Genomic DNA, 17,124 nt, shown 5'->3' with positions numbered 1-17,124 from the left:
TGCGGAGCAGTGGCTGAGCGCGGCCTGGTTGCCATCGGCATCCGGTCGCAGGCTGGAGCCATGAAAACAACCGGGAACACGATCTTCATGACCGGCGGTACGTCGGGTATCGGCCTCGAGCTCGCCCGCAGGTTCCGCGACCTCGGCAACACCGTGATCATCAGCGGCCGCCGCAAGGACCTGCTCGACACGATCGCCGCCGAGGAGGGCATCGAGGGCATCTACCTCGACGTCGCCGATCCCGCCTCGATCACGGCCGCGTTCGAGCAGGTGACGAGCACCTACGACGTCAACGTGCTGGTCACGATGGCCGGCATCATGCAGATCGAGGACCTTCGCGATCCGGGTCACCTGCCGACCGCGGAGCAGACGATCGACATCAACCTGCTCGGCACGATCCGGGCGATCGCGACCTTCACGCCGTACCTGCTGCAGCAGACCGATCCGGTGATCCTGACCGTTTCCTCCGGTCTCGCCTCGGTGCCGCTGACGATCACGCCGACGTACAGCGCGACCAAGGCCGCGATCCACAGCTACACCCAGAGCCTGCGGATCCAGCTCGCCGACACCGGCATCCAGGTGATCGAGCTCGTCCCGCCGGCCGTGCAGACCACGCTGATGAACCAGGAGAACGACGAGCGCGCGATGCCCCTCGACGAGTACCTCGACGAGACGATGAGCATCCTCCAGCACCAGCCCGACACCGACGAGGTCCTGGTGGACCGGGTCCGCTTCCTCCGCCACGCCGAACGCGAGAACCGCTACGACGACGTGGTCGGCGTCCTGAACTCAGTCCACTAACGCCTGCTCGATCCGCTCGACCTTGGCGGTGAGCTGGCCGGTGTACCCGGGCCGGATGTCGGCCTTCAGAACCAGACTCACGCGCGGCGAGACGGCGGCGACCGCGTCGACGGCCTGTTTCACGACGGCCATCACCTCGTCCCACTCGCCCTCGATGTTCGTGAACATCGCGTTGGTCTCGTTGGGAAGACCGGAGGCGCGGACGACGCGGATGGCTTCGGCCACCGCCTCGCTCACACCTCCGGTCTCGTCACCGGCCGACGGGCTGATGCTGAATGCGACGATCATGCATCCAGGATGTCAGGCTCCTCAGCAGCGCGGCGCTCGGCTCCCGAAGTGGTGAGCAGGGCCTTCTCCTTGATGAAGAGGACCGCGACCAGCGCGAGGATCGCGAACGGCACCGACATCATGAACAGATCCGCGGTGGCGTCGCCGTACGCATTCTCGACGACCGTCCGCACCTGCTCCGGCAGGTCCTTGATGTTCGGTACTGCGCTACCGCCGCCGGACGACGCGCCGCCCGGGTTGAGTGTCTCGGTCACCTTGTTGGCCAGGATCGCGCCGAGCACGCTGACACCGATGGTGCCGCCCATGCTGCGGAAGAAGCTCACCGCCGATGTCGCCGCGCCCAACTCACGAGCAGGTACGTCGTTCTGCGCCGCAAGCACCAGGTTCTGCATGACCAGGCCGATGCCGACACCGAGCACGAGCATGAACGTCCACAGCATGTACTTCGACGTGTGCGCGTCGATCGTGCCGAACAGCGCCAGCCCGATCGGCAGCAGCACGCTGCCGATGACCAGGTAGATCTTCCACCGGCCGTACTTCGTGATCAGCCCACCCGCGATCGTCGACGCGACCATCATGCCGATGATCAGCGGCAGGCTCATCAGGCCGGCCTTGGTCGGTGAGTAACCCTGCGCGATCTGGAAGTACTGCGCGAGGAACACCGAACCGCCGAACATCGACACACCGACCAGCGCGCTGGCGATGATCGACAGCGTCACTGTGCGGTTGCGGAACAGGTCCATCGGGATGATCGGCTCGGGGTGCCGCCGCTCGACCAGCACCGCGGCGACCAGCACGACCAGCGCCGCCCCGACCAGCCCGAAGCTCCAGCCGGAGACCCAGTCGAACTTGTTGCCGGCGAACGAGGACCAGACCAGCAACGTACTCACGCCGCCCATGATCAGGACCGCGCCCCACCAGTCGATGTTCACTTCTCGCCGTACCGTCGGCAGCTTCAACGTCCGCTGCAGCAGGATGATCGCCGCGAGCACGAACGGGACGCCGACCAGGAAGCAGGCCCGCCAGCCGAGCGGCGAGTCGACCAGGAAGCCACCGAGCAACGGTCCGCCGACGGTCGCCGACGCGAAGATCGCGCCGAAGATGCCGGAGTACCGGCCGAGCTCACGCGGCGGGATGATCGCCGCCATCACGATCTGCACGAGCGCGGTCAAACCGCCGCCGCCCAGACCCTGCAGGACCCGGCTGCCGAGCAGCACTTCGATGTTCGGTGCGAAGCCCGCGACCAGCGAACCGACCACGAAGAAGCTCAGCGACAGCTGGACGAGCAGCTTGTTGTTGTAGAGGTCGGCCAGCTTGCCCCACAACGGCACCGTGGCCGTCATCGTCAGCAGCTCGAGCGTGACGACCCAGGTGTAGGAGGATTGGCTCGCGCCCAGGTCGTGGATGATCCGCGGCAACGCGGTCGACACGATCGTGCCGGCCAGGATGGCCACGAACAGCCCCATCATCAGACCGGACATGGCCTGCACGGTCTGCCGCGGGGTGAGTGCAACAGCGGCGGTGACCTCATCCGCCGCCGGTTCCGGCGTGGATGAAGACGTCGTCGTCATGAGATACCTCTCTGGTCGAAGGCAGGATCGATGCCTTGGGCAAGTAGTTGGAAGCCTTCGCGGACGAGCTCGAGGACCGGCCGGCCAGGCGCGGCCTTGTGCAGCTCCATCGCCACCCGGCAGGCGGCGCCGGCCGCGCTGACGATCAGCGCCGGGCGGGTGGAGCCGGCCGGTTCGCCCATCCGTTCCGCGAGGGCGGCGGTGAGTTGCCGCTCGTCGTCGATACTCGACAGCATCAGCTGGTACAGCAGGGTCGGGGAGCTCATGATCAGCTCACCCCGGCGGGACAGTTCGCCGTCGTTCTCCAGGTCGCGCAGGACGTCCTGGACGGCGTACCACATCGTGGTCAGCGGCGAATCCTCGGCGGGCGCGGTCCGCATCCGTTCCAGCGCCCGCTCGAGGTGCTCGGGATTGCGCCCGAGGATCGCGTGCTCCTTGTGCGGGAAGTAGTTGAAGAAGGTCCGCACCGAGACGTCTGCCGCCTCGGCGATCTCCTCGACCGTGACGTGGTCCGGCCCCTTCTCCAACGCCAGCCGCAATGCGGCGTCGGCCAGCGCGGCGCGTGTCTGCAGCTTCTTGCGCTCGCGCAACCCACCCTCAGCCCCCATGACAACGAGGGTAAGAAAAACTTGCAGTCAGTGCAAACTATTAATGCTGCAACTTTGCACAGCTGCAGATATCAGCCCTGACCGCGGACGAACTGAGGCAGCTGCAGGATGTTGTGCGGGTACGGGAGCGGGCGGTCGGCAGCCTCGGTCAGCCGGTCCATCTGCTCGTCGGTGAGGCTCCAGCCGGTCGCGCCGAGGTTGTCGGCGAGCTGCTCCGGAGTGCGGGCGCCGATGATCGGTGCGGTCAGCCCCGGCCGCTGCACGACCCAGCGCAGCGCGACCTGAGCCGGAGTACGCCGTACTTCGTCTGCCACCGCCCGCACCGCATCCAGGACGCGCCAGGTGCGGTCGTTGTCGTGGGCGTCCCAGTCGGCCTGGTTGCTGCGGCTGCCCTCGGGCGGACCGCCGGCGTCCTTGCTGTACTTCCCGGACAGCCAGCCGCCGGCCAGCGGACTCCAGGCGATCACCCCGGCGCCTTCGGCGAGACAGACCGGGATCAGGTCGAGCTCGGCGTCGCGGTCGAGCAGGTTGTAGAGCGGCTGCAGGCAGACGTACGGCTCCCAGCCGTGCCCGCGGGAGAGGTCGATCGCCTTCTGCAACTGCCAGCCGGTGAGGTTGCTCGCGCCGATGAAGCGGACCTTGCCGCTCGTGACCAGCGCGTCGAGGGTGCTGAGCGTCTCCTCGAGCGGGGTCGCGTCGTCGAAGACGTGAATCTGGTACAGGTCGATGAAGTCGGTCTGCAGCCTCCGGAGACTGTCCTCGACTCCGGCGAGGATGTGCTTCCGCCCGGCGCCGCGAACGGGCTGTCCGGGCCCGGCTTCGCCGTACACCTTGGTGGCGATCACCAGGTCGTCGCGGTTCTGCTTCTTCAGCCAGCTGCCGATGATCTCCTCGGAGGAGCCGGCGGAGTACGTGTCGGCGGTGTCGATCATCGTGCCGCCCGCGGCGACGTACTCGTCCATGATCCGGTGGGCGGTGGATTCGTCCGTCTCACTGCCGAACGTCATCGTGCCGAGGCACAGCTCGGTGACCTGCAGGCCGGTCCGGCCGAGGAAGCGCTTGTCCATGCCGGTCAACGTACCTGGCCCTGTCATCCGATAAAATCTATATATACAAGCCTCTGACGCAGACTTCCTGTGTTCGGAGGCTTTTGTGTATGCCGACACTTCTCTACAAGGCCGCGGGCGACATCCGCGGCGACGACATCCTCCCGCTCAACCAACTCCGCGATCTCTATCCCGACCTGTACGAACGCCACGCCAAGAAGTACGCCGATCGCCCGCAGGCGCTGAGCCGTCCGATCCCGCTCCTCGACTGCACCTGGACCGATGTCGTCTTCCTGTCACCGGTCCACCCGGCGCCGATCTTCGACGCGCTTCGCGAGTCCGGCCGGATCGGCCCCGGCTCGCTCCCCTACTGGACCATCGACGCCGACCTGCTCGACCCGCGCCAGACCTGCATCCTGCTCAAACGGCACGACCCGCTGTTCCGTCCGCAACCGGCCGAGGACTACATCCCTTACAGCGCGGAGACCGTGGCCACTCTGTCCACGCCGTCAGCCAAGGCCCTTGACCGACTCCGCACTCTCAACGCCACGGAGCCCTTGCTCCCCTGGGCGGACATCCCGCATGTCCTGCATCGCGGGCCGATCCCGGTCAACCTGTTCCGCGACGCCCGCGGCCGAGCGGTGCGAACCTAGGCACCCAGGCAGGCACGGCCTGGCGGTACTCCTCGTACCGCCGGCCGTACTGCTCCTGCAGGATCGGCTCCTCGTAGCCCTTCACGAACGCGGCCATCACGGCCCACGCGATCACGCCGTACACAACGACTCGCCAGTCGAGGAAGACGAGCGCCTGGCCGAAGATCGCGGTGACGACGCCGACGTACATCGGGTTGCGGACGAAGCGATACTCGCCGCCGACCACCAACTCCTCGGTCGGCGCGACCGGCGCCGGCGTCCCGCGACCTTCCCGGACGAACCGCACGAACGCCCGCAGTACGACGAACGCCCCGATCGCCACCACGACGAATCCCGGCCAGAACCGCGGCGCCGCCCAGCCGCTCACCCACCACGGGATCACGCCGCCGACCATGCACGGTGCAGCGAAGAAGAACACCGTGCTGCCGAGCGCCGCCCTAATCACGACCGACTCTTTCGATCACACGCTCGGCCAACTCGCAGAACGTATCGAGCTCGGCCGGGCTCAGGTCGGCGAACCAGTCGTCGATCGCCGCGACATCGCCCGCGTCCCGCTGCCGCCAGTACGCCGAACTGTGGTTAGTTGCCGATAGCAACTTGCGACGCTTGTCGGCAGGATCCGGCTCGACCGCCAGCAACTCCTTGCGCTGCAGGGCCGCGACGATCTGCGCGACGTTCTGATGCGTGCTCCCCAGCGCGGCCGCGGCCTCCGCGAGCGACGGCTTCCCCATCGCCTTCACGGCCGTGATCAGCGCGGCCTGCTGCGTGGTCAACCCGTCCGCCCGCAGCCGCTCGTCCATCTCGTACCGCAGCTTCTGCGCCAGCACCAACGTCGTCCGGAAAGCCCGCACCGACGGCGCCAACTCCGAACCCGCCCCGATCCCGAACAGCTTCTTGCTCCTGGAGGACATAGGCAATATATTACCTATCAACATCGAAGGGGGCAACCGTGATCTGCTTACTGCCGCACTGCGCCTACCTGTCCGAGACCTCCCGGATGCTCGAGCTCCACCGGGCCCTCACCACCCTCGGCCTCGAGGTCCGGGTCGCCACCCACGGCGGTCCGCACGAGCGCCTGCTGACCGAGGCCGGGATCGAGTACGACGTCATCGGTCCGGGACTGTCCGCCACCCGCGCCGCCGCCTTCGTCGGTTCGGCCGTCGGCCTCGGCGATCCCCGGCAGAGCATGTACGACGACGCCGAGATCCGGAGGTACGTCGCGGCCGAGGCGGAGTACTTCCGCGCTCACGGGATCACGGTCGCTGTCACGGGATTCACGCTGACCACGTTGCTGTCGTCGCGGCTGACCGGCGTACGCGTGATCACCGAACACGCCGGAAGCTTCGTGCCGCCGATCTTCGAGCGTCGCCTGCTCCCGGCGCCGACCCACCCGGTCGCTCCGCGGTTGAAGCACGCACCGGACTGGCTGGCCCGGTTCCTGATCAACAGGTCGCCCAACCGGATCACGGCGTACTGCGGTGGCTTCAACCGCGTCGCGTCCGAGCTCGGCGTCGAGCAGATCCCAAGCCTGGCAGCGCTCCTGCTCGGCGATCTCTCGCTGGTGCCCGAGGTTCCGGAAGTGCTGGGGATCTCGGCCGCCGATCTGGCTGCATGGACTCCCGGCAAGGGCTATCGAGCCGGCGCACGACTCCGCGCGGTCGGACCACTGTTCGCCCAACTGGACCTCCCGATGCCGGCCAGGGTGCAGTCGTTCCTCGACCGCCCCGGCCCGACCGTCTACCTCGCCATGACGTCGACCCCGCCCGCGCAGGTCCGTACGGCGATCGCCGAGCTGAGCCGCCTCGACGTACGAATCCTCGTCGCCGGCACCATCCACGACCTCGGCGATCTGGCCACCGACAGCATCCTCGTCGAGGGCGTCCTCCCCAGCCATCTCGTCATGCCACAGGTCGACCTCGCCGTCACCACCGGCGGCCAGGGCAGCGTCCAGACCGCCATGGCCAGCGGTACTCCGCTCCTCGGCATCCCTCTGCACATCGAGCAGGACCTCAACATCGCCCTGGTCGAACGCCTCGGCGCCGCCCGCCGCGCCCGCCCCGGCACCCTCACCGAGCTGGCTACCCAGATGCTCGACACCGAGACCCATCACGAAGCCGCCGAACGAATCCAGAAGCTGTACGCCGCCGCCAACGGCCCGGCCGACTCCGCCGAAGCCATCGCCGAGCAGCTCTGACGGGACTCAGCGGGCGAGATACCGCCGTACGTCGTCAGCCACCTGCATTCGACTGTCGAGCTCGTATTTGCGCAGGATCGTGCTGAGGTGGGACTTCACCGTGTTCAGGCTGATGCCGAGCTCGGTGGCGAGCTGGTCGTTGTCGTAGCCCTCGACCAGCAGCAGCGCGACGCCCTGCTGCGCACGGGTGAGACTGGTGAAACGTCGCTCCGGACCTTCGTCGACGTCCAGCATCATCTCGATCAGCTCGGACTGCGTCTGCTCCGCGGTCAGGATCAACTCGGCCAAACGATCCCTGACCGCATCCGCCATCACTCCGGCGTCCAGCGCATCGCCCGCGATCGTGCGCAGTGAAGCGATCCGATTGGAGAGGTACTCCATGACGTGGTCGGAGGTGAGCACGTTCGGGGTGTCCTCGCCGGCCGGGAGCAGACGCAGTGCTTGACGGTCCTCGTCCTCACGGCCCAGCACCCGGGCGACCATCTCGGCCAGCCATTCGAACGCCCGTACCGCGTTGTCGTCGTAGCTGTCCGGCGCGTAGCTCTGCATCGACACCATGCCGACCAGCTCGCCGGTCTGGCGGAACAGTGGCACCGTGACCGCGTCGGCCGACTGCTTGCTGGTGTCGCCGCACGGCACACCCGCATTCAGCACGTCGCCGTTGTCGTACGCGAAGCGATAGGTCTGGCGATGCTTGAGCAACCAAGCCGTCTGGCCGTTCGGACCGTACGTGTGCGTGGCCGGATCGTCGAACTTGCCGCTGTCGTACCCGTACGGGAAGCGCACCCGGTTCGAGCCCTGCAGGAAGCCGATGTAGAAGGTGTCGACGCGGGCGAGCTTGCACGCAACGCCGCGGACGTAGTCGTACAGCCCGTGATGATCGGTCCGGTCCAGCGCCTGGATCTTGTGGAACGCCTCGCGCAGGATGATCGCGGTTTCCGCGTCGATCCGGAGCGAGCTCATGTCCTCCCCCTCCAACCGGCCGGAATCACCAGTATCCCCCAGCTTCCTCGGCCGGGGGCGCGGATCGCGGCGGCGCGGTCGTAACCTGCGCGTCTCGTTCGGTCATGCGGCTGAAACATGCGCTTCCTACTTTGAGAGTCCACGACAGCCGCGCGAGGCGGTGAGCCGATGTACGAGCACGTCGACCCGTTCATCGGGACCGGCGCCACCGATCTGCCGACGCCTCAGGGTCTGGCGGCAACCTGGTGGTGGCCAAAACCCCAGGTCGGCAACACCCACCCGGGTGCCATGCACCCCTTCGGGATGGTGTCGGCCTGCCCGTACTCCGGCGCCTACCCGACCGGATACGGGCAGTACGACTTCAACACCGAGGGCGTGCCCGACCTGTTGTACGACCGCCCGGTCGCCTCCGGCTTCACGCACTTCCAGCAATCCGGCACCGGCGCGATCCGCAAGTACTACAACTACTTCCGTGTCACGCCGATGCTCGGGCCGCTCGACGACCTGGGCACCACCTGGGACCTGCTTGAGGAGGTGGCCGAGCCCGGCTACTACGCGGCAACGCTGAGCTCGGGGGTGCACTGCGAGGTGACGGTCGGCCCCAAGTCGGCCGTCCACCGGTACACGTTCCCGGCGGATGACGCCGCCCGGATCGTCATCGACGCCTCGACCGGCGGCCTGGCCATCCCGCACAGCCGGACCGTGCCACTGAAGGCGCACCTGGCGATGCTCGAGCCTGGCGTGGCCCAGGGCGAGATCCACGTCGAGGGGGTGCCGCTCGCCGTACACCTCGAGGTCGACGCCCCCGGCTGGCGGCAGCTGCTGTGGTACGACCGGCGCCTGATGCCCGGCGGTACCCGCCTCGACTTCGACTACATCCGGCCGACCACACTGCGGCCGTTCGGGCTGATGTTCATGGGTCCCTCGCGGGCCGAGCAGACCGTCGAGGTGCGGCTGGGGTTCTCCCTGCGCGGGTGTGAGAAGGCCCGCGACAACCTGCACGCGGACGTCGGCCGTACCCAGGTCACGTTCGACGGGCGGCGCGATCAGACGGCAGCCACCTGGCGCGACCACCTCGGCAAGGTGGCGATCAAGGCCGAGTCCGACGACCAGGCAACGGTTTTCGGTACGGCGCTATACCACTCGCTGGTCAAGCCGTGCTTCGCCCCGGACGAGAGCCCGTCGTGGACGACCGAGGGTCCCTACGCGTTCGACATCTGCACGATGTGGGACATCTACCGCACCCAACTGCCGCTGATGAACACCTTGTTCCCACAGCGTTCCGTAGAGCTGGCCGGGGCGCTGCTGTCGATCTGCGAGCAGGAGGGCAATCTGCCGATCGGCTACCGGATGGCCAAGGGTGCCGACCGGTTCTCCCGGCAGGGCAGCGCCCTCGCCCACACCTTCTTCGCCGACCTGTGCCAGCTGGATCTTCCCGGTATCGATTGGGACTGGGCCATGGTGCACCTGGAGATGGACCTGCGCCGGACGTACGGCGAGGACTACCTGGTGCACGGTGTGGCGCATCCGATCAGCCACACGCTCGATCTGGCGTACGCCTACCACTGCACCGCGGCGATCGCCCGCAAGGTACGCGACCGGACGCTGGCGCAGCAGATGGGCGACCTCGCCCAGGGCTGGCAGGCGGCGTACGACCCGGACACCGGCCTACTGCGCGACTCGACGTTCTACGAGGGCGGCCGGTGGAACTACTCCTTCCGGCTGCTGCACGACATGCGCGCCCGGATCGCGCTCGCCGGCGGCGATGGGGCATTCGTGGGGCTGCTCGACCGCTTCTTCGGGTACGACGCCGGTCCGGTCACTCAGCCGGGTGTGGCGCCGAGCGTGGGTGAGATGAACACCGGGTACGGACTGAGCCGGTTCGAGGGATTGAACAACGAGCCTGACTACGAGGCGCCGTGGTCCTACCACTACGCCGGCCGCCCGGACCGGACCGCCGAGGTGGTGCATGCCGCGGTCGCCAACCAGTTCGGCACCGGCCGGGGCGGGCTGCCGGGGAACGACGACTCCGGCGGCCTGTCCGCCTGGTACGTGTGGGCGACGCTCGGGCTGTTCCCGGTGGCCGGGCAGAACCTGTTCCTGCTGAGCGCGCCGGCCGTGGCGGAGTCCACCAGCCGGCTGCCGGACGGCGAGCTGTCGATCACCACCACAGGATTCGAGCCGGTCGAGGCAGGCGGACCGGTCTCCTACGTCCAGTCCGTCGCGGTGGACGGCAAGACCCTCGAGCGCCCCTGGATCTCCGGCCGGGAACTACGGCACATCCGCAACCTGCACATCGAGCTCGGCCCTCAGCCGTCCCGCTGGGGCTCCCGGGTCCGGCCACCATCAACATCCGACCCGCTGCACACCACTGGAGGTGGGCATGAACATCGCTGACAACACACTCGTTTCGTCCACACCCAACCGGCGGCTGGTCATCGTGGTCCGCGCCGACCCGGTGATCTGCGGGCACTCCGGTGAGGCACGGTGCCTCGCGGAGGTGGCGCTCACCCGCGGGTTCGACGACGTACGGATCGTCACCTGGCCGCTGGATGCGCTGGAGGCGGCCGGGCTGCCGCTGAAACCACTCGATCGCGTGCTGCCGTACAGCCCCGGCATCACGGTGGAGCGGCCCTCGCCGGTTGGCGACTACCGGGTGCCGGACGGGCGCTACTTGTCCGGGCTGATCGGGCGGCTGATCGAGCTGTTCAGCGACGGAGTGCCGACGGTAGCGATGTCGCTGTACCTGAGCCCGCACACGATCGCCGTACAGGAGGCCGTCCAGGTGGCGCGCCTGATCGGGCCCGCACAGGTCGTCACAGTGGCTGAGGCGGTTGGCTCCGACATCACCAACGTGGTGCGCGACTGCGTGTCCAGCGGCAGGTTCGGGGCGGCCGCGCACATCCTGTCGGTCTACCTGGCGGCCGACCATTGCGTGGCGGTGTCGGAGTACACCAAGGACCTGATCGTGGCCTCGGCGGCGACCCTCGACGACATGCACGGTACGACGTTCGCGCAGCGGTGCCGTGAGCGGATCGCCATCTCCTACCCGGCCGTCGACTCCTGGACCTACCTGTCACTCACGGACGACAGGATCGCCGAAACCCTTACCCGCCGGGGCCTTTCGAGGGACGGGTACGTGCTGTTCCTGTCCCGGATCGCCTCGGCGAAGGGCATCGACGACCTGATCGACGCGTACGCCGGCTCACGGTCGGCCGACCGGATGCCGCTGGTCCTGGCCGGGCGCGGTCCGCACGAAGCTGCGGTAGTGGCGCGGGTGGCGGCCTTGGGCTTGGGCGAGCGGGTGCGGGTGCTGACCGACGTGGACGACGCGGAGAAGCCGGCGCTGATGGCGGGGAGCGCGGCGTTCGTGCTGCCGACCCGCGAGCAGCCGGAGTTCGTGGAGACGTTCGGGATCGCGCTGGTCGAGAAGGCCCTCGCCGGCGGCGGGCCGATCATCACCTGCGCGACGGGCGGCGTACCCGAGGCCGTCGGCGATACGGCTCTGCTGGTGCCGCAGCACGACCCGGCCACGCTGCGGACCGTGCTCGACGAGGTCGTGTGCGACTGGACCCACGAGCAGCGGGCGGCGGCCGAGCGGCGCGCACGGGCGTACGCGTTGCAGTTCGACCGGGTCGCGGTGTTCGACCGCCTCTTCGCCCGCGCCGCGGCGCCCGCCGTCGCCTGAGTTCGGGCTGCGGGGTGATCTCGTTCACTCCTGTGGATATACATAGCATTCCTATGTATATTTGTCAGTGTGATTGCTACGGATCTGACTCGGCTCGGCGAGGATGTCGTCGTCGCGTCGTCGCGACTGACCCGGATGGCGACCCGGGACGTGAACACGCTGCCGCATGCCGCGATGCGCGTGCTCGGCCGGCTGGACGAGCTGGGCCAGGCCCGGATCAGCGAGCTGGCCAAGGCCGACCGATGCTCCCAGCCGACGATGTCCAATCTCGTCCAACGCCTGGAGGAGCAGGGCTCGGTCCGTCGCGCGGCCGACCCGGCCGACTCCCGCGCCAGCCTGATCAGCCTCACCGATGCCGGCCTCGCCGAACTGAACAGCGCCCGGCGGCAGGCCGGGGTCGCCCTGGCCTCCCGGCTTCATCAACTCTCCGCGACGGACCTCACCACACTGCAGGCCGCGGTCGCCGTCATCCACAAACTCCTCACCCTCGAACCTCTGGAGGACACGCCCCGGTGAGCAACTCATCGTTCCTGAAGCAGCCCAAGTCCGTCTGGGCGGTCGCGTTCGCCTGCGTGATCGCATTCATGGGCATCGGCCTGGTGGACCCGATCCTCAAGCCGATCGCCGAGCAGTTGCACGCGAGCCCGTCCCAGGTCTCGCTGCTGTTCACCAGTTACATGGCGGTCATCGGTGTCGCGATGCTGATCACCGGCGCGGTCTCGAGCCGGATCGGCGCCAAGCGCACGCTGCTGATCGGCCTGGCGATCATCGTCGTCTTCAGCGCGCTGGCCGGCGCATCCAACAGCATCGGCATGATCGTCGCCTTCCGGGCCGGCTGGGGCCTCGGTAACGCGCTCTTCATCGCGACCGCCCTCGCCACGATCGTGAACTCGGCCGCCGGTTCGGTCGCCGAGGCGATCATCCTGTACGAGGCCGCCCTCGGCGTCGGCATCGCGGCCGGCCCGCTCGTCGGCGGTGAGCTCGGCACGATCTCCTGGCGCGGCCCGTTCTTCGGCGTCGCCGTACTGATGACGATCGCGCTCGCCGCGACCGCATTCCTGCTACCCGCCTCGCCACCGGAAGCCCGCCGTACGTCGATCCTCGAGCCGCTGAAGGCATTGCGGCACCGGTCGCTGGCGACTGTGGCTGTCACCGCGCTTCTCTACAACTTCGGCTTCTTCACGCTGCTCGCGTTCACCCCGTTCCCGCTGGCGATGTCGGCGCGGCAGATCGGCCTGATCTTCTTCGGCTGGGGTCTGTGTCTCGCATTCACCTCGGTCTTCGTGGCGCCGCGGCTGCAGCGCCGGTTCGGCACGCTGCCGGTCGCGATGACCGTGCTGCTGCTGTTCAGCGCGGACCTCGCGGTGATGGGCCTCTTCGCCCACCACAAGGCGGTCCTGGCGATCGGCGTGGTCGTGGCCGGGCTGTTCCTCGGCATCAACAACACTCTGATCACCGAGGCCGTCATGTCCGCCGCTCCGGTCGAGCGCGGCACCGCCTCCGCGGCCTACTCCTTCGTCCGCTTCTCCGGCGGCGCCGTCGCACCATGGCTGGCCGGCAAGCTCGGCGAGGAGTTCAACATCCAACTCCCGTTCTACGTAGGCGCAATCGCCGTCCTCCTGGCCGTCGGCGTCCTGGCCTCCGGCTGGAAGCCCCTCTCCCACCTACGAGTCCCCACCAACCACTCCGAGACCGAAGCCGAAGCCCTCACCGTCGCCGACGCCTGATGACCATACCAAACCGTATGGTATGGTCTGCGTGTGGTGACGCGGACTGAGTGGTTGGATGCTGGGCTCGATTTGTTGGCGACCGAGGGGGCGCCGGCGATCACGATCGAGCGGTTGACGGATCAGCTCGGGGTGACCAAGGGGTCGTATTACCACCACTTCGGGAGTGCCGCCGGGTTCAAGACGGCGCTCATGGAGTACTTCGAGGCGCAGTACACCACCCGGTTGATCGACGCCATCCAGCAGGAGAACGCCAAGCCGCGGGCGAAGTTGGAGCACTTGTTGCGGTTGGTGCTGGCGGATCCGGACAGTGCGGCGTTGGAGATTGCTGTGCGGGCGTGGTCTTTGCAGGATCCCGACGTGCGGGCGGCGCAGGAGCGGGTGGACGAGGCGCGTACGGCGTACCTGAAGGAGCTGTGTCGTGGGCTGGGGGCCGACGTTGATCCGGATCGGTTCGCGCAGTTGCTGTATCTGATTCTGATCGGGGCCGAGCAGGTGTTGCCGCCGATCGAGCGGGCGAATCTGCGCGAGATCTACGACCTCACTCTCCGCCTGATCGATTAGAGGGAGCGAACGATGCCGACCACACTGCACGAGCTCGACGACCTGATCCCGGTCCTGGACGAGATCGACGTGAAGACGGCGCGGGGCGACGTGACGCTGCGGGAGTTCATCGCGGGCGCGCTGAGCCACAGTCCGTTGTGGGTCAAGGGATTGTTCGCCATCCGGATCGCGGTCGCGACAGTACTGCGCCTCGAGACGGCAACCGTGCCGGACTCGCGGCGAATTCGCCCGGAGACTGTCAGCTTCACGCCGGGCGAGAAGGACGCGTTCTTCACGGTCGTGCGCGGCGACGAGGACCACTACCTGCTGCTGAAGATCTCGGACAACCACCTGATCGGGTACCTCGCGTTCTTCACCGACAACGAGCGCCCGGCGACGTTCAAGGTGGTCACCCTCGTGCAGTTCCTGCGGCCGGCGGGCCGGTTCTACTACAACCTGATCCGCCCGTTCCACCACGTCGTCCTGCTCAGTATGTGCCGAGCCGGCGAGACGTCGCGCGATAAGCAGTGAGCGCTGCCGCCGTACCGACAACCACCAGCGCCGACGCGAAGATCAGCCCGAGCAGCCGCCACGGAATCGCCAACGCAGCAAGGCCGTAAGGACCCGCCGCAATCCCGGCCAACGCGGCCGCGGCAACCAAAGCTCCAAGCAGTACGCCGACCACCACAACCGTCGCAGACTCGACCACAGCAATCGCAACAACCTGGACACGCGTCAATCCAGCCATCCGCGCCAGCGTGAATTCCCGCCGCCGATCAGCCGTCGACATCACGACCGCATTGACCACCGCGACGGCCGTGAAGATCCCCGCCAACCCCATCAGCGCAGCGAACAGACCCGAGTTGCTCCGCTGCTGCGCCTCACCGCGCGCCTCCGCCCACTCCTCCACGGTCTGACCGTCCATCGTCGCGCCGGGTGCAAGCTGGACCAACGTCTCGGTCCGCCCACCCGCCGGCAGCAGGCTCCGCGGGATGAAGAAGTTCTCGCTGACATCCAGCGTCTCCGGCATGATCGCGACGACCTTCACCGCGACCACTCTATTGCCTAGCGCAACCTTCAGAACTGATCCGAGCTTGTAACCCTCCACCGCCATCCCAGGCCCGATCGCGATCGTTCGCCCGGTCAGCCGATCCAGCGAACCCTTCCGAGGCCGCAGCTTGTGCGTCTGCTGGTACGCTGCCGCATCGATCCCGATCGCCTCGGAGTACACGGTGTTCCTCCCCCGCGTGACAACGATCGGTACGGCGGTCTGCGTCGACGCCGCCACGATCGCCGGCCCCGGCGCAACCGCATGATCAACGACAACGTCCGCCGTGATCAGCCGTTCCTGCTCCACCCCGACCGCCTTCGCCAGCGAGCCGAACGTCCCCCACAATCCGACGACCAGTCCGACGAGGACGATCAAGGGCGCCGCCGTCGCCGCACTTCGCCGTACCGCATGCAGCACGCCCGCCCGCGCGAGATCCGCGATCAAGTTGCCCCGGACAACGACCGCGGGGACCCGACCGACGAGCGGTACGACGACCGGACTCAGCTGGCTCAACGCGACCGACCCGCTGATCATCACGACCAGCCCGATCATCAACCCCGCAACGAGATCGCGCGCCGCCTGCGCCGCGATCACCAGCACGACCGTGCCGAACGCGGCCGACAGTCCCCAGAACCATCGCCAGCCAGTCATCACCCGCCGTGCGGCCGATCCCTCCACGACCGCGTCCAGCGCGTTGATCCGCGACGCCCGCCAGGCCGCCGCGAGTACGCCGGTCAGCGCCGTACTGACGCCGATGATCATCGCCGCCCACACCGCACCCTGATCCCACGGCGCCTCGAACCAGCTCGGCAACATCCCCAGCTGCACGAGCAGCCACGACTGAGCCCACGTCGCCAGCACTCCGAGCGGCAGACCGACCACGCTGCCCACAAGACCAAGCAGTCCGGCCTCAGTGACCACCATCAAACACAGATAGCCCCGCTGCGCACCCACCAGTCGCAGCAGCCCGAACTCCCGCCGCCGCTGCACCGTCATGAACCCGAACGTCGTACTGACGATGAACACGCTCAGGAACACGGCCAGCATCACCGACATCCCCAGCAGCGTCGCGGCCCCGACGTACCCCTCCCGCACCTGGGCCCGCTGGTACGCCGACAGTCCTGCCGGCAACACGGGCCGATCCGTCGCAGCCAGCATCTGCAGACCGGACTGCACCAGCCCAACCCCTAGCGCGACAGCAACCACCGCACCGGCGAACAGCTGCCACCTGGTCCGCAGCGCCCCGACAGACAACCTCAGCATGCCCCCAGCCAACCTGGCCGGCCTGCACCACCGCTCTGGCTCCAGCGACCGACCACAGGTAGCCCGTGCGCTACCTCAGCACCTGCACCAGCGCAGCGACGTCCTGCTGGTCGACCTCCCGCGCACCGATCAGCGCCTGCATCAGCAGCCCGTCCAGTGCCGCGACGAGTAGCCGCGCCTTCTGCGGATCCGCAGTGAACGTCCGTGCGATCTCGGTCAACGGCTCCAACCACGCTTGAGCCGCCTCGCGGAGCTCCGGCCGGCGCGCGGCATACAGATAGAGCTCGTAGAGCGCCAGCGTCCGGCCACGCCGCCGTACGACGCTGTGCTCGATCAACCGCGCCAGTTCGTCGGCCGGGCGCGCGCCCAGCTCGCTGCCTCGACCGTGCAGCTCGACGGCGAGATCGTCCGCGGCCGAGCGGAGTGCGGCGACCAGGAGATCGTCCAGCGTCGGGAAGTGGTACGTGATCGAAGCGACCGAGACATCGGCCACGGCAGCTACCGAACGATGGCTCACACCTGCGACTCCGTCGCGTTCGATGACGGTCAGGGTCGCGCCCAGCAGCTCGTTCCGCCGCTGCTCACCGCGCAGCCGTCGGCCGTCCACAACCCTCCTGACCTGCACGAACAGCAAACTATCAGGACGTCTGTACGGATTGTTTTTGGTGCCCGGAATCGCGAGATCGACCGGTTTTCCCGTCTTAGGCTCGGATTTCGTGGCCAACGAT

Annotated in this window: 18 protein-coding genes; 9 read left to right on the top strand and 9 right to left on the bottom strand. The window is 67.8% G+C overall.

Translation table 11 applies throughout. The annotated features are described in order from the left end of the window. The first annotated feature begins 60 nt into the window (after positions 1-60). Positions 61-801: an SDR family oxidoreductase gene (locus ACFWUU_RS18385; RefSeq protein ID WP_380177017.1), complete on the top strand. Its 741-nt coding sequence runs from the start codon at positions 61-63 to the stop codon at positions 799-801. Here the strand turns inward: ACFWUU_RS18385 and ACFWUU_RS18380 are convergent. From ACFWUU_RS18380 to ACFWUU_RS18365, 4 genes are all read right to left on the bottom strand, one after another. Further along, positions 790-1,089: a thiamine-binding protein gene (locus ACFWUU_RS18380; protein WP_137256453.1), complete on the bottom strand. Its 300-nt coding sequence runs from the start codon at positions 1,087-1,089 to the stop codon at positions 790-792. The two genes, ACFWUU_RS18385 and ACFWUU_RS18380, sit on opposite strands and share 12 nt — an antisense overlap. After that, positions 1,086-2,660, bottom strand: a complete 1,575-nt coding sequence (locus ACFWUU_RS18375; protein ID WP_380177016.1) for an MDR family MFS transporter — start codon at positions 2,658-2,660, stop codon at positions 1,086-1,088. Before ACFWUU_RS18375 ends, ACFWUU_RS18380 begins: the two co-directional genes overlap by 4 nt. Then, positions 2,657-3,268, bottom strand: a complete 612-nt coding sequence (locus tag ACFWUU_RS18370; protein ID WP_380177014.1) for a TetR family transcriptional regulator — start codon at positions 3,266-3,268, stop codon at positions 2,657-2,659. Before ACFWUU_RS18370 ends, ACFWUU_RS18375 begins: the two co-directional genes overlap by 4 nt. Positions 3,269-3,339: 71 nt before the next feature. Continuing rightward, complete coding sequence (locus ACFWUU_RS18365; RefSeq protein WP_380177012.1) at positions 3,340-4,362, bottom strand: aldo/keto reductase; 1,023 nt, start codon at positions 4,360-4,362, stop codon at positions 3,340-3,342. Between the two features lie 62 nt (positions 4,363-4,424). On the opposite strand from ACFWUU_RS18365, the gene ACFWUU_RS18360 reads away from it, so the two are divergent. After that, the gene (locus ACFWUU_RS18360) at positions 4,425-4,967 is read left to right on the top strand and encodes a hypothetical protein (RefSeq protein WP_380177010.1); all 543 of its coding nucleotides are present in this window, start codon (positions 4,425-4,427) and stop codon (positions 4,965-4,967) included. Here ACFWUU_RS18360 and ACFWUU_RS18355 read toward each other — a convergent pair. Together ACFWUU_RS18355 and ACFWUU_RS18350 are read right to left on the bottom strand one after the other, a co-directional pair. Then, positions 4,924-5,412, bottom strand: a complete 489-nt coding sequence (locus tag ACFWUU_RS18355; protein ID WP_202877802.1) for an isoprenylcysteine carboxylmethyltransferase family protein — start codon at positions 5,410-5,412, stop codon at positions 4,924-4,926. The two genes, ACFWUU_RS18360 and ACFWUU_RS18355, sit on opposite strands and share 44 nt — an antisense overlap. Then, the gene (locus ACFWUU_RS18350) at positions 5,405-5,878 is read right to left on the bottom strand and encodes a MarR family winged helix-turn-helix transcriptional regulator (protein WP_380177008.1); all 474 of its coding nucleotides are present in this window, start codon (positions 5,876-5,878) and stop codon (positions 5,405-5,407) included. The genes ACFWUU_RS18355 and ACFWUU_RS18350 overlap by 8 nt, the downstream gene beginning before the upstream one ends. A 38-nt stretch (positions 5,879-5,916) precedes the next feature. Between ACFWUU_RS18350 and ACFWUU_RS18345 the strand changes: the two genes are divergently transcribed. Continuing rightward, positions 5,917-7,161 carry a glycosyltransferase gene (locus ACFWUU_RS18345; protein ID WP_380177006.1) on the top strand — a complete coding sequence of 415 codons (1,245 nt, stop codon included), beginning with the start codon at positions 5,917-5,919 and terminating at the stop codon, positions 7,159-7,161. Between the two features lie 6 nt (positions 7,162-7,167). On the opposite strand, the gene ACFWUU_RS18340 is transcribed toward ACFWUU_RS18345, so the two are convergent. Continuing rightward, the gene (locus tag ACFWUU_RS18340) at positions 7,168-8,124 is read right to left on the bottom strand and encodes a LuxR C-terminal-related transcriptional regulator (RefSeq protein ID WP_380177004.1); all 957 of its coding nucleotides are present in this window, start codon (positions 8,122-8,124) and stop codon (positions 7,168-7,170) included. 168 nt (positions 8,125-8,292) lie between these two features. Here ACFWUU_RS18340 and ACFWUU_RS18335 point away from each other — a divergent pair, with 168 nt between their 5' ends. From ACFWUU_RS18335 to ACFWUU_RS18310, 6 genes are all read left to right on the top strand, one after another. Continuing rightward, entirely contained in the window at positions 8,293-10,521 is a 2,229-nt protein-coding gene (locus tag ACFWUU_RS18335; RefSeq protein WP_380177002.1) for a glycoside hydrolase domain-containing protein, read from the top strand. Continuing rightward, positions 10,508-11,812 (top strand): glycosyltransferase, encoded by a 1,305-nt coding sequence (locus ACFWUU_RS18330; protein ID WP_380177000.1) that lies wholly within the window; start codon positions 10,508-10,510, stop codon positions 11,810-11,812. Before ACFWUU_RS18335 ends, ACFWUU_RS18330 begins: the two co-directional genes overlap by 14 nt. A gap of 69 nt (positions 11,813-11,881) precedes the next feature. Continuing rightward, on the top strand, positions 11,882-12,328 hold the full coding sequence (locus ACFWUU_RS18325; protein ID WP_137256444.1) for a MarR family winged helix-turn-helix transcriptional regulator: 447 nt from the start codon (positions 11,882-11,884) through the stop codon (positions 12,326-12,328). Continuing rightward, positions 12,325-13,539: an MFS transporter gene (locus ACFWUU_RS18320; protein WP_380176999.1), complete on the top strand. Its 1,215-nt coding sequence runs from the start codon at positions 12,325-12,327 to the stop codon at positions 13,537-13,539. The genes ACFWUU_RS18325 and ACFWUU_RS18320 overlap by 4 nt, the downstream gene beginning before the upstream one ends. A 33-nt stretch (positions 13,540-13,572) precedes the next feature. Beyond that, a complete protein-coding gene (locus tag ACFWUU_RS18315) occupies positions 13,573-14,103 on the top strand; it encodes a TetR/AcrR family transcriptional regulator (protein WP_380176998.1) in 531 nt (176 codons plus the stop codon). A gap of 12 nt (positions 14,104-14,115) precedes the next feature. Next, positions 14,116-14,613 carry a DUF2867 domain-containing protein gene (locus ACFWUU_RS18310; protein WP_380176996.1) on the top strand — a complete coding sequence of 166 codons (498 nt, stop codon included), beginning with the start codon at positions 14,116-14,118 and terminating at the stop codon, positions 14,611-14,613. Here the strand turns inward: ACFWUU_RS18310 and ACFWUU_RS18305 are convergent. Both ACFWUU_RS18305 and ACFWUU_RS18300 read right to left on the bottom strand, forming a co-directional pair. Then, positions 14,570-16,396 carry an ABC transporter permease gene (locus tag ACFWUU_RS18305; protein ID WP_380176995.1) on the bottom strand — a complete coding sequence of 609 codons (1,827 nt, stop codon included), beginning with the start codon at positions 16,394-16,396 and terminating at the stop codon, positions 14,570-14,572. The genes ACFWUU_RS18310 and ACFWUU_RS18305 overlap by 44 nt on opposite strands. 70 nt (positions 16,397-16,466) lie before the next feature. Then, positions 16,467-17,021, bottom strand: a complete 555-nt coding sequence (locus ACFWUU_RS18300) for a TetR/AcrR family transcriptional regulator (protein WP_380176993.1) — start codon at positions 17,019-17,021, stop codon at positions 16,467-16,469. Positions 17,022-17,124 lie beyond the last annotated feature (103 nt).

The sequence above is a fragment of the Kribbella sp. NPDC058693 genome (assembly GCF_042715335.1).
Taxonomy (GTDB): Bacteria; Actinomycetota; Actinomycetes; order Propionibacteriales; family Kribbellaceae; genus Kribbella; species Kribbella jiaozuonensis.
The sequence above is the reverse complement of the archived record's forward strand: the minus strand, read 5'-3'. Positions and strand labels throughout refer to the sequence as shown.

Coding starts and splice junctions, on each gene's coding strand:
- ACFWUU_RS18385 (WP_380177017.1), top strand. CDS start 61: ATGAAAACAACCGGGAACACGATCTTCATGACCGGCGGTACGTCGGGT.
- ACFWUU_RS18375 (WP_380177016.1), bottom strand. CDS start 2,660: ATGACGACGACGTCTTCATCCACGCCGGAACCGGCGGCGGATGAGGTC.
- ACFWUU_RS18335 (WP_380177002.1), top strand. CDS start 8,293: ATGTACGAGCACGTCGACCCGTTCATCGGGACCGGCGCCACCGATCTG.
- ACFWUU_RS18305 (WP_380176995.1), bottom strand. CDS start 16,396: ATGCTGAGGTTGTCTGTCGGGGCGCTGCGGACCAGGTGGCAGCTGTTC.
- ACFWUU_RS18350 (WP_380177008.1), bottom strand. CDS start 5,878: ATGTCCTCCAGGAGCAAGAAGCTGTTCGGGATCGGGGCGGGTTCGGAG.
- ACFWUU_RS18380 (WP_137256453.1), bottom strand. CDS start 1,089: ATGATCGTCGCATTCAGCATCAGCCCGTCGGCCGGTGACGAGACCGGA.
- ACFWUU_RS18370 (WP_380177014.1), bottom strand. CDS start 3,268: ATGGGGGCTGAGGGTGGGTTGCGCGAGCGCAAGAAGCTGCAGACACGC.
- ACFWUU_RS18365 (WP_380177012.1), bottom strand. CDS start 4,362: ATGACAGGGCCAGGTACGTTGACCGGCATGGACAAGCGCTTCCTCGGC.
- ACFWUU_RS18310 (WP_380176996.1), top strand. CDS start 14,116: ATGCCGACCACACTGCACGAGCTCGACGACCTGATCCCGGTCCTGGAC.
- ACFWUU_RS18330 (WP_380177000.1), top strand. CDS start 10,508: ATGAACATCGCTGACAACACACTCGTTTCGTCCACACCCAACCGGCGG.
- ACFWUU_RS18340 (WP_380177004.1), bottom strand. CDS start 8,124: ATGAGCTCGCTCCGGATCGACGCGGAAACCGCGATCATCCTGCGCGAG.
- ACFWUU_RS18360 (WP_380177010.1), top strand. CDS start 4,425: ATGCCGACACTTCTCTACAAGGCCGCGGGCGACATCCGCGGCGACGAC.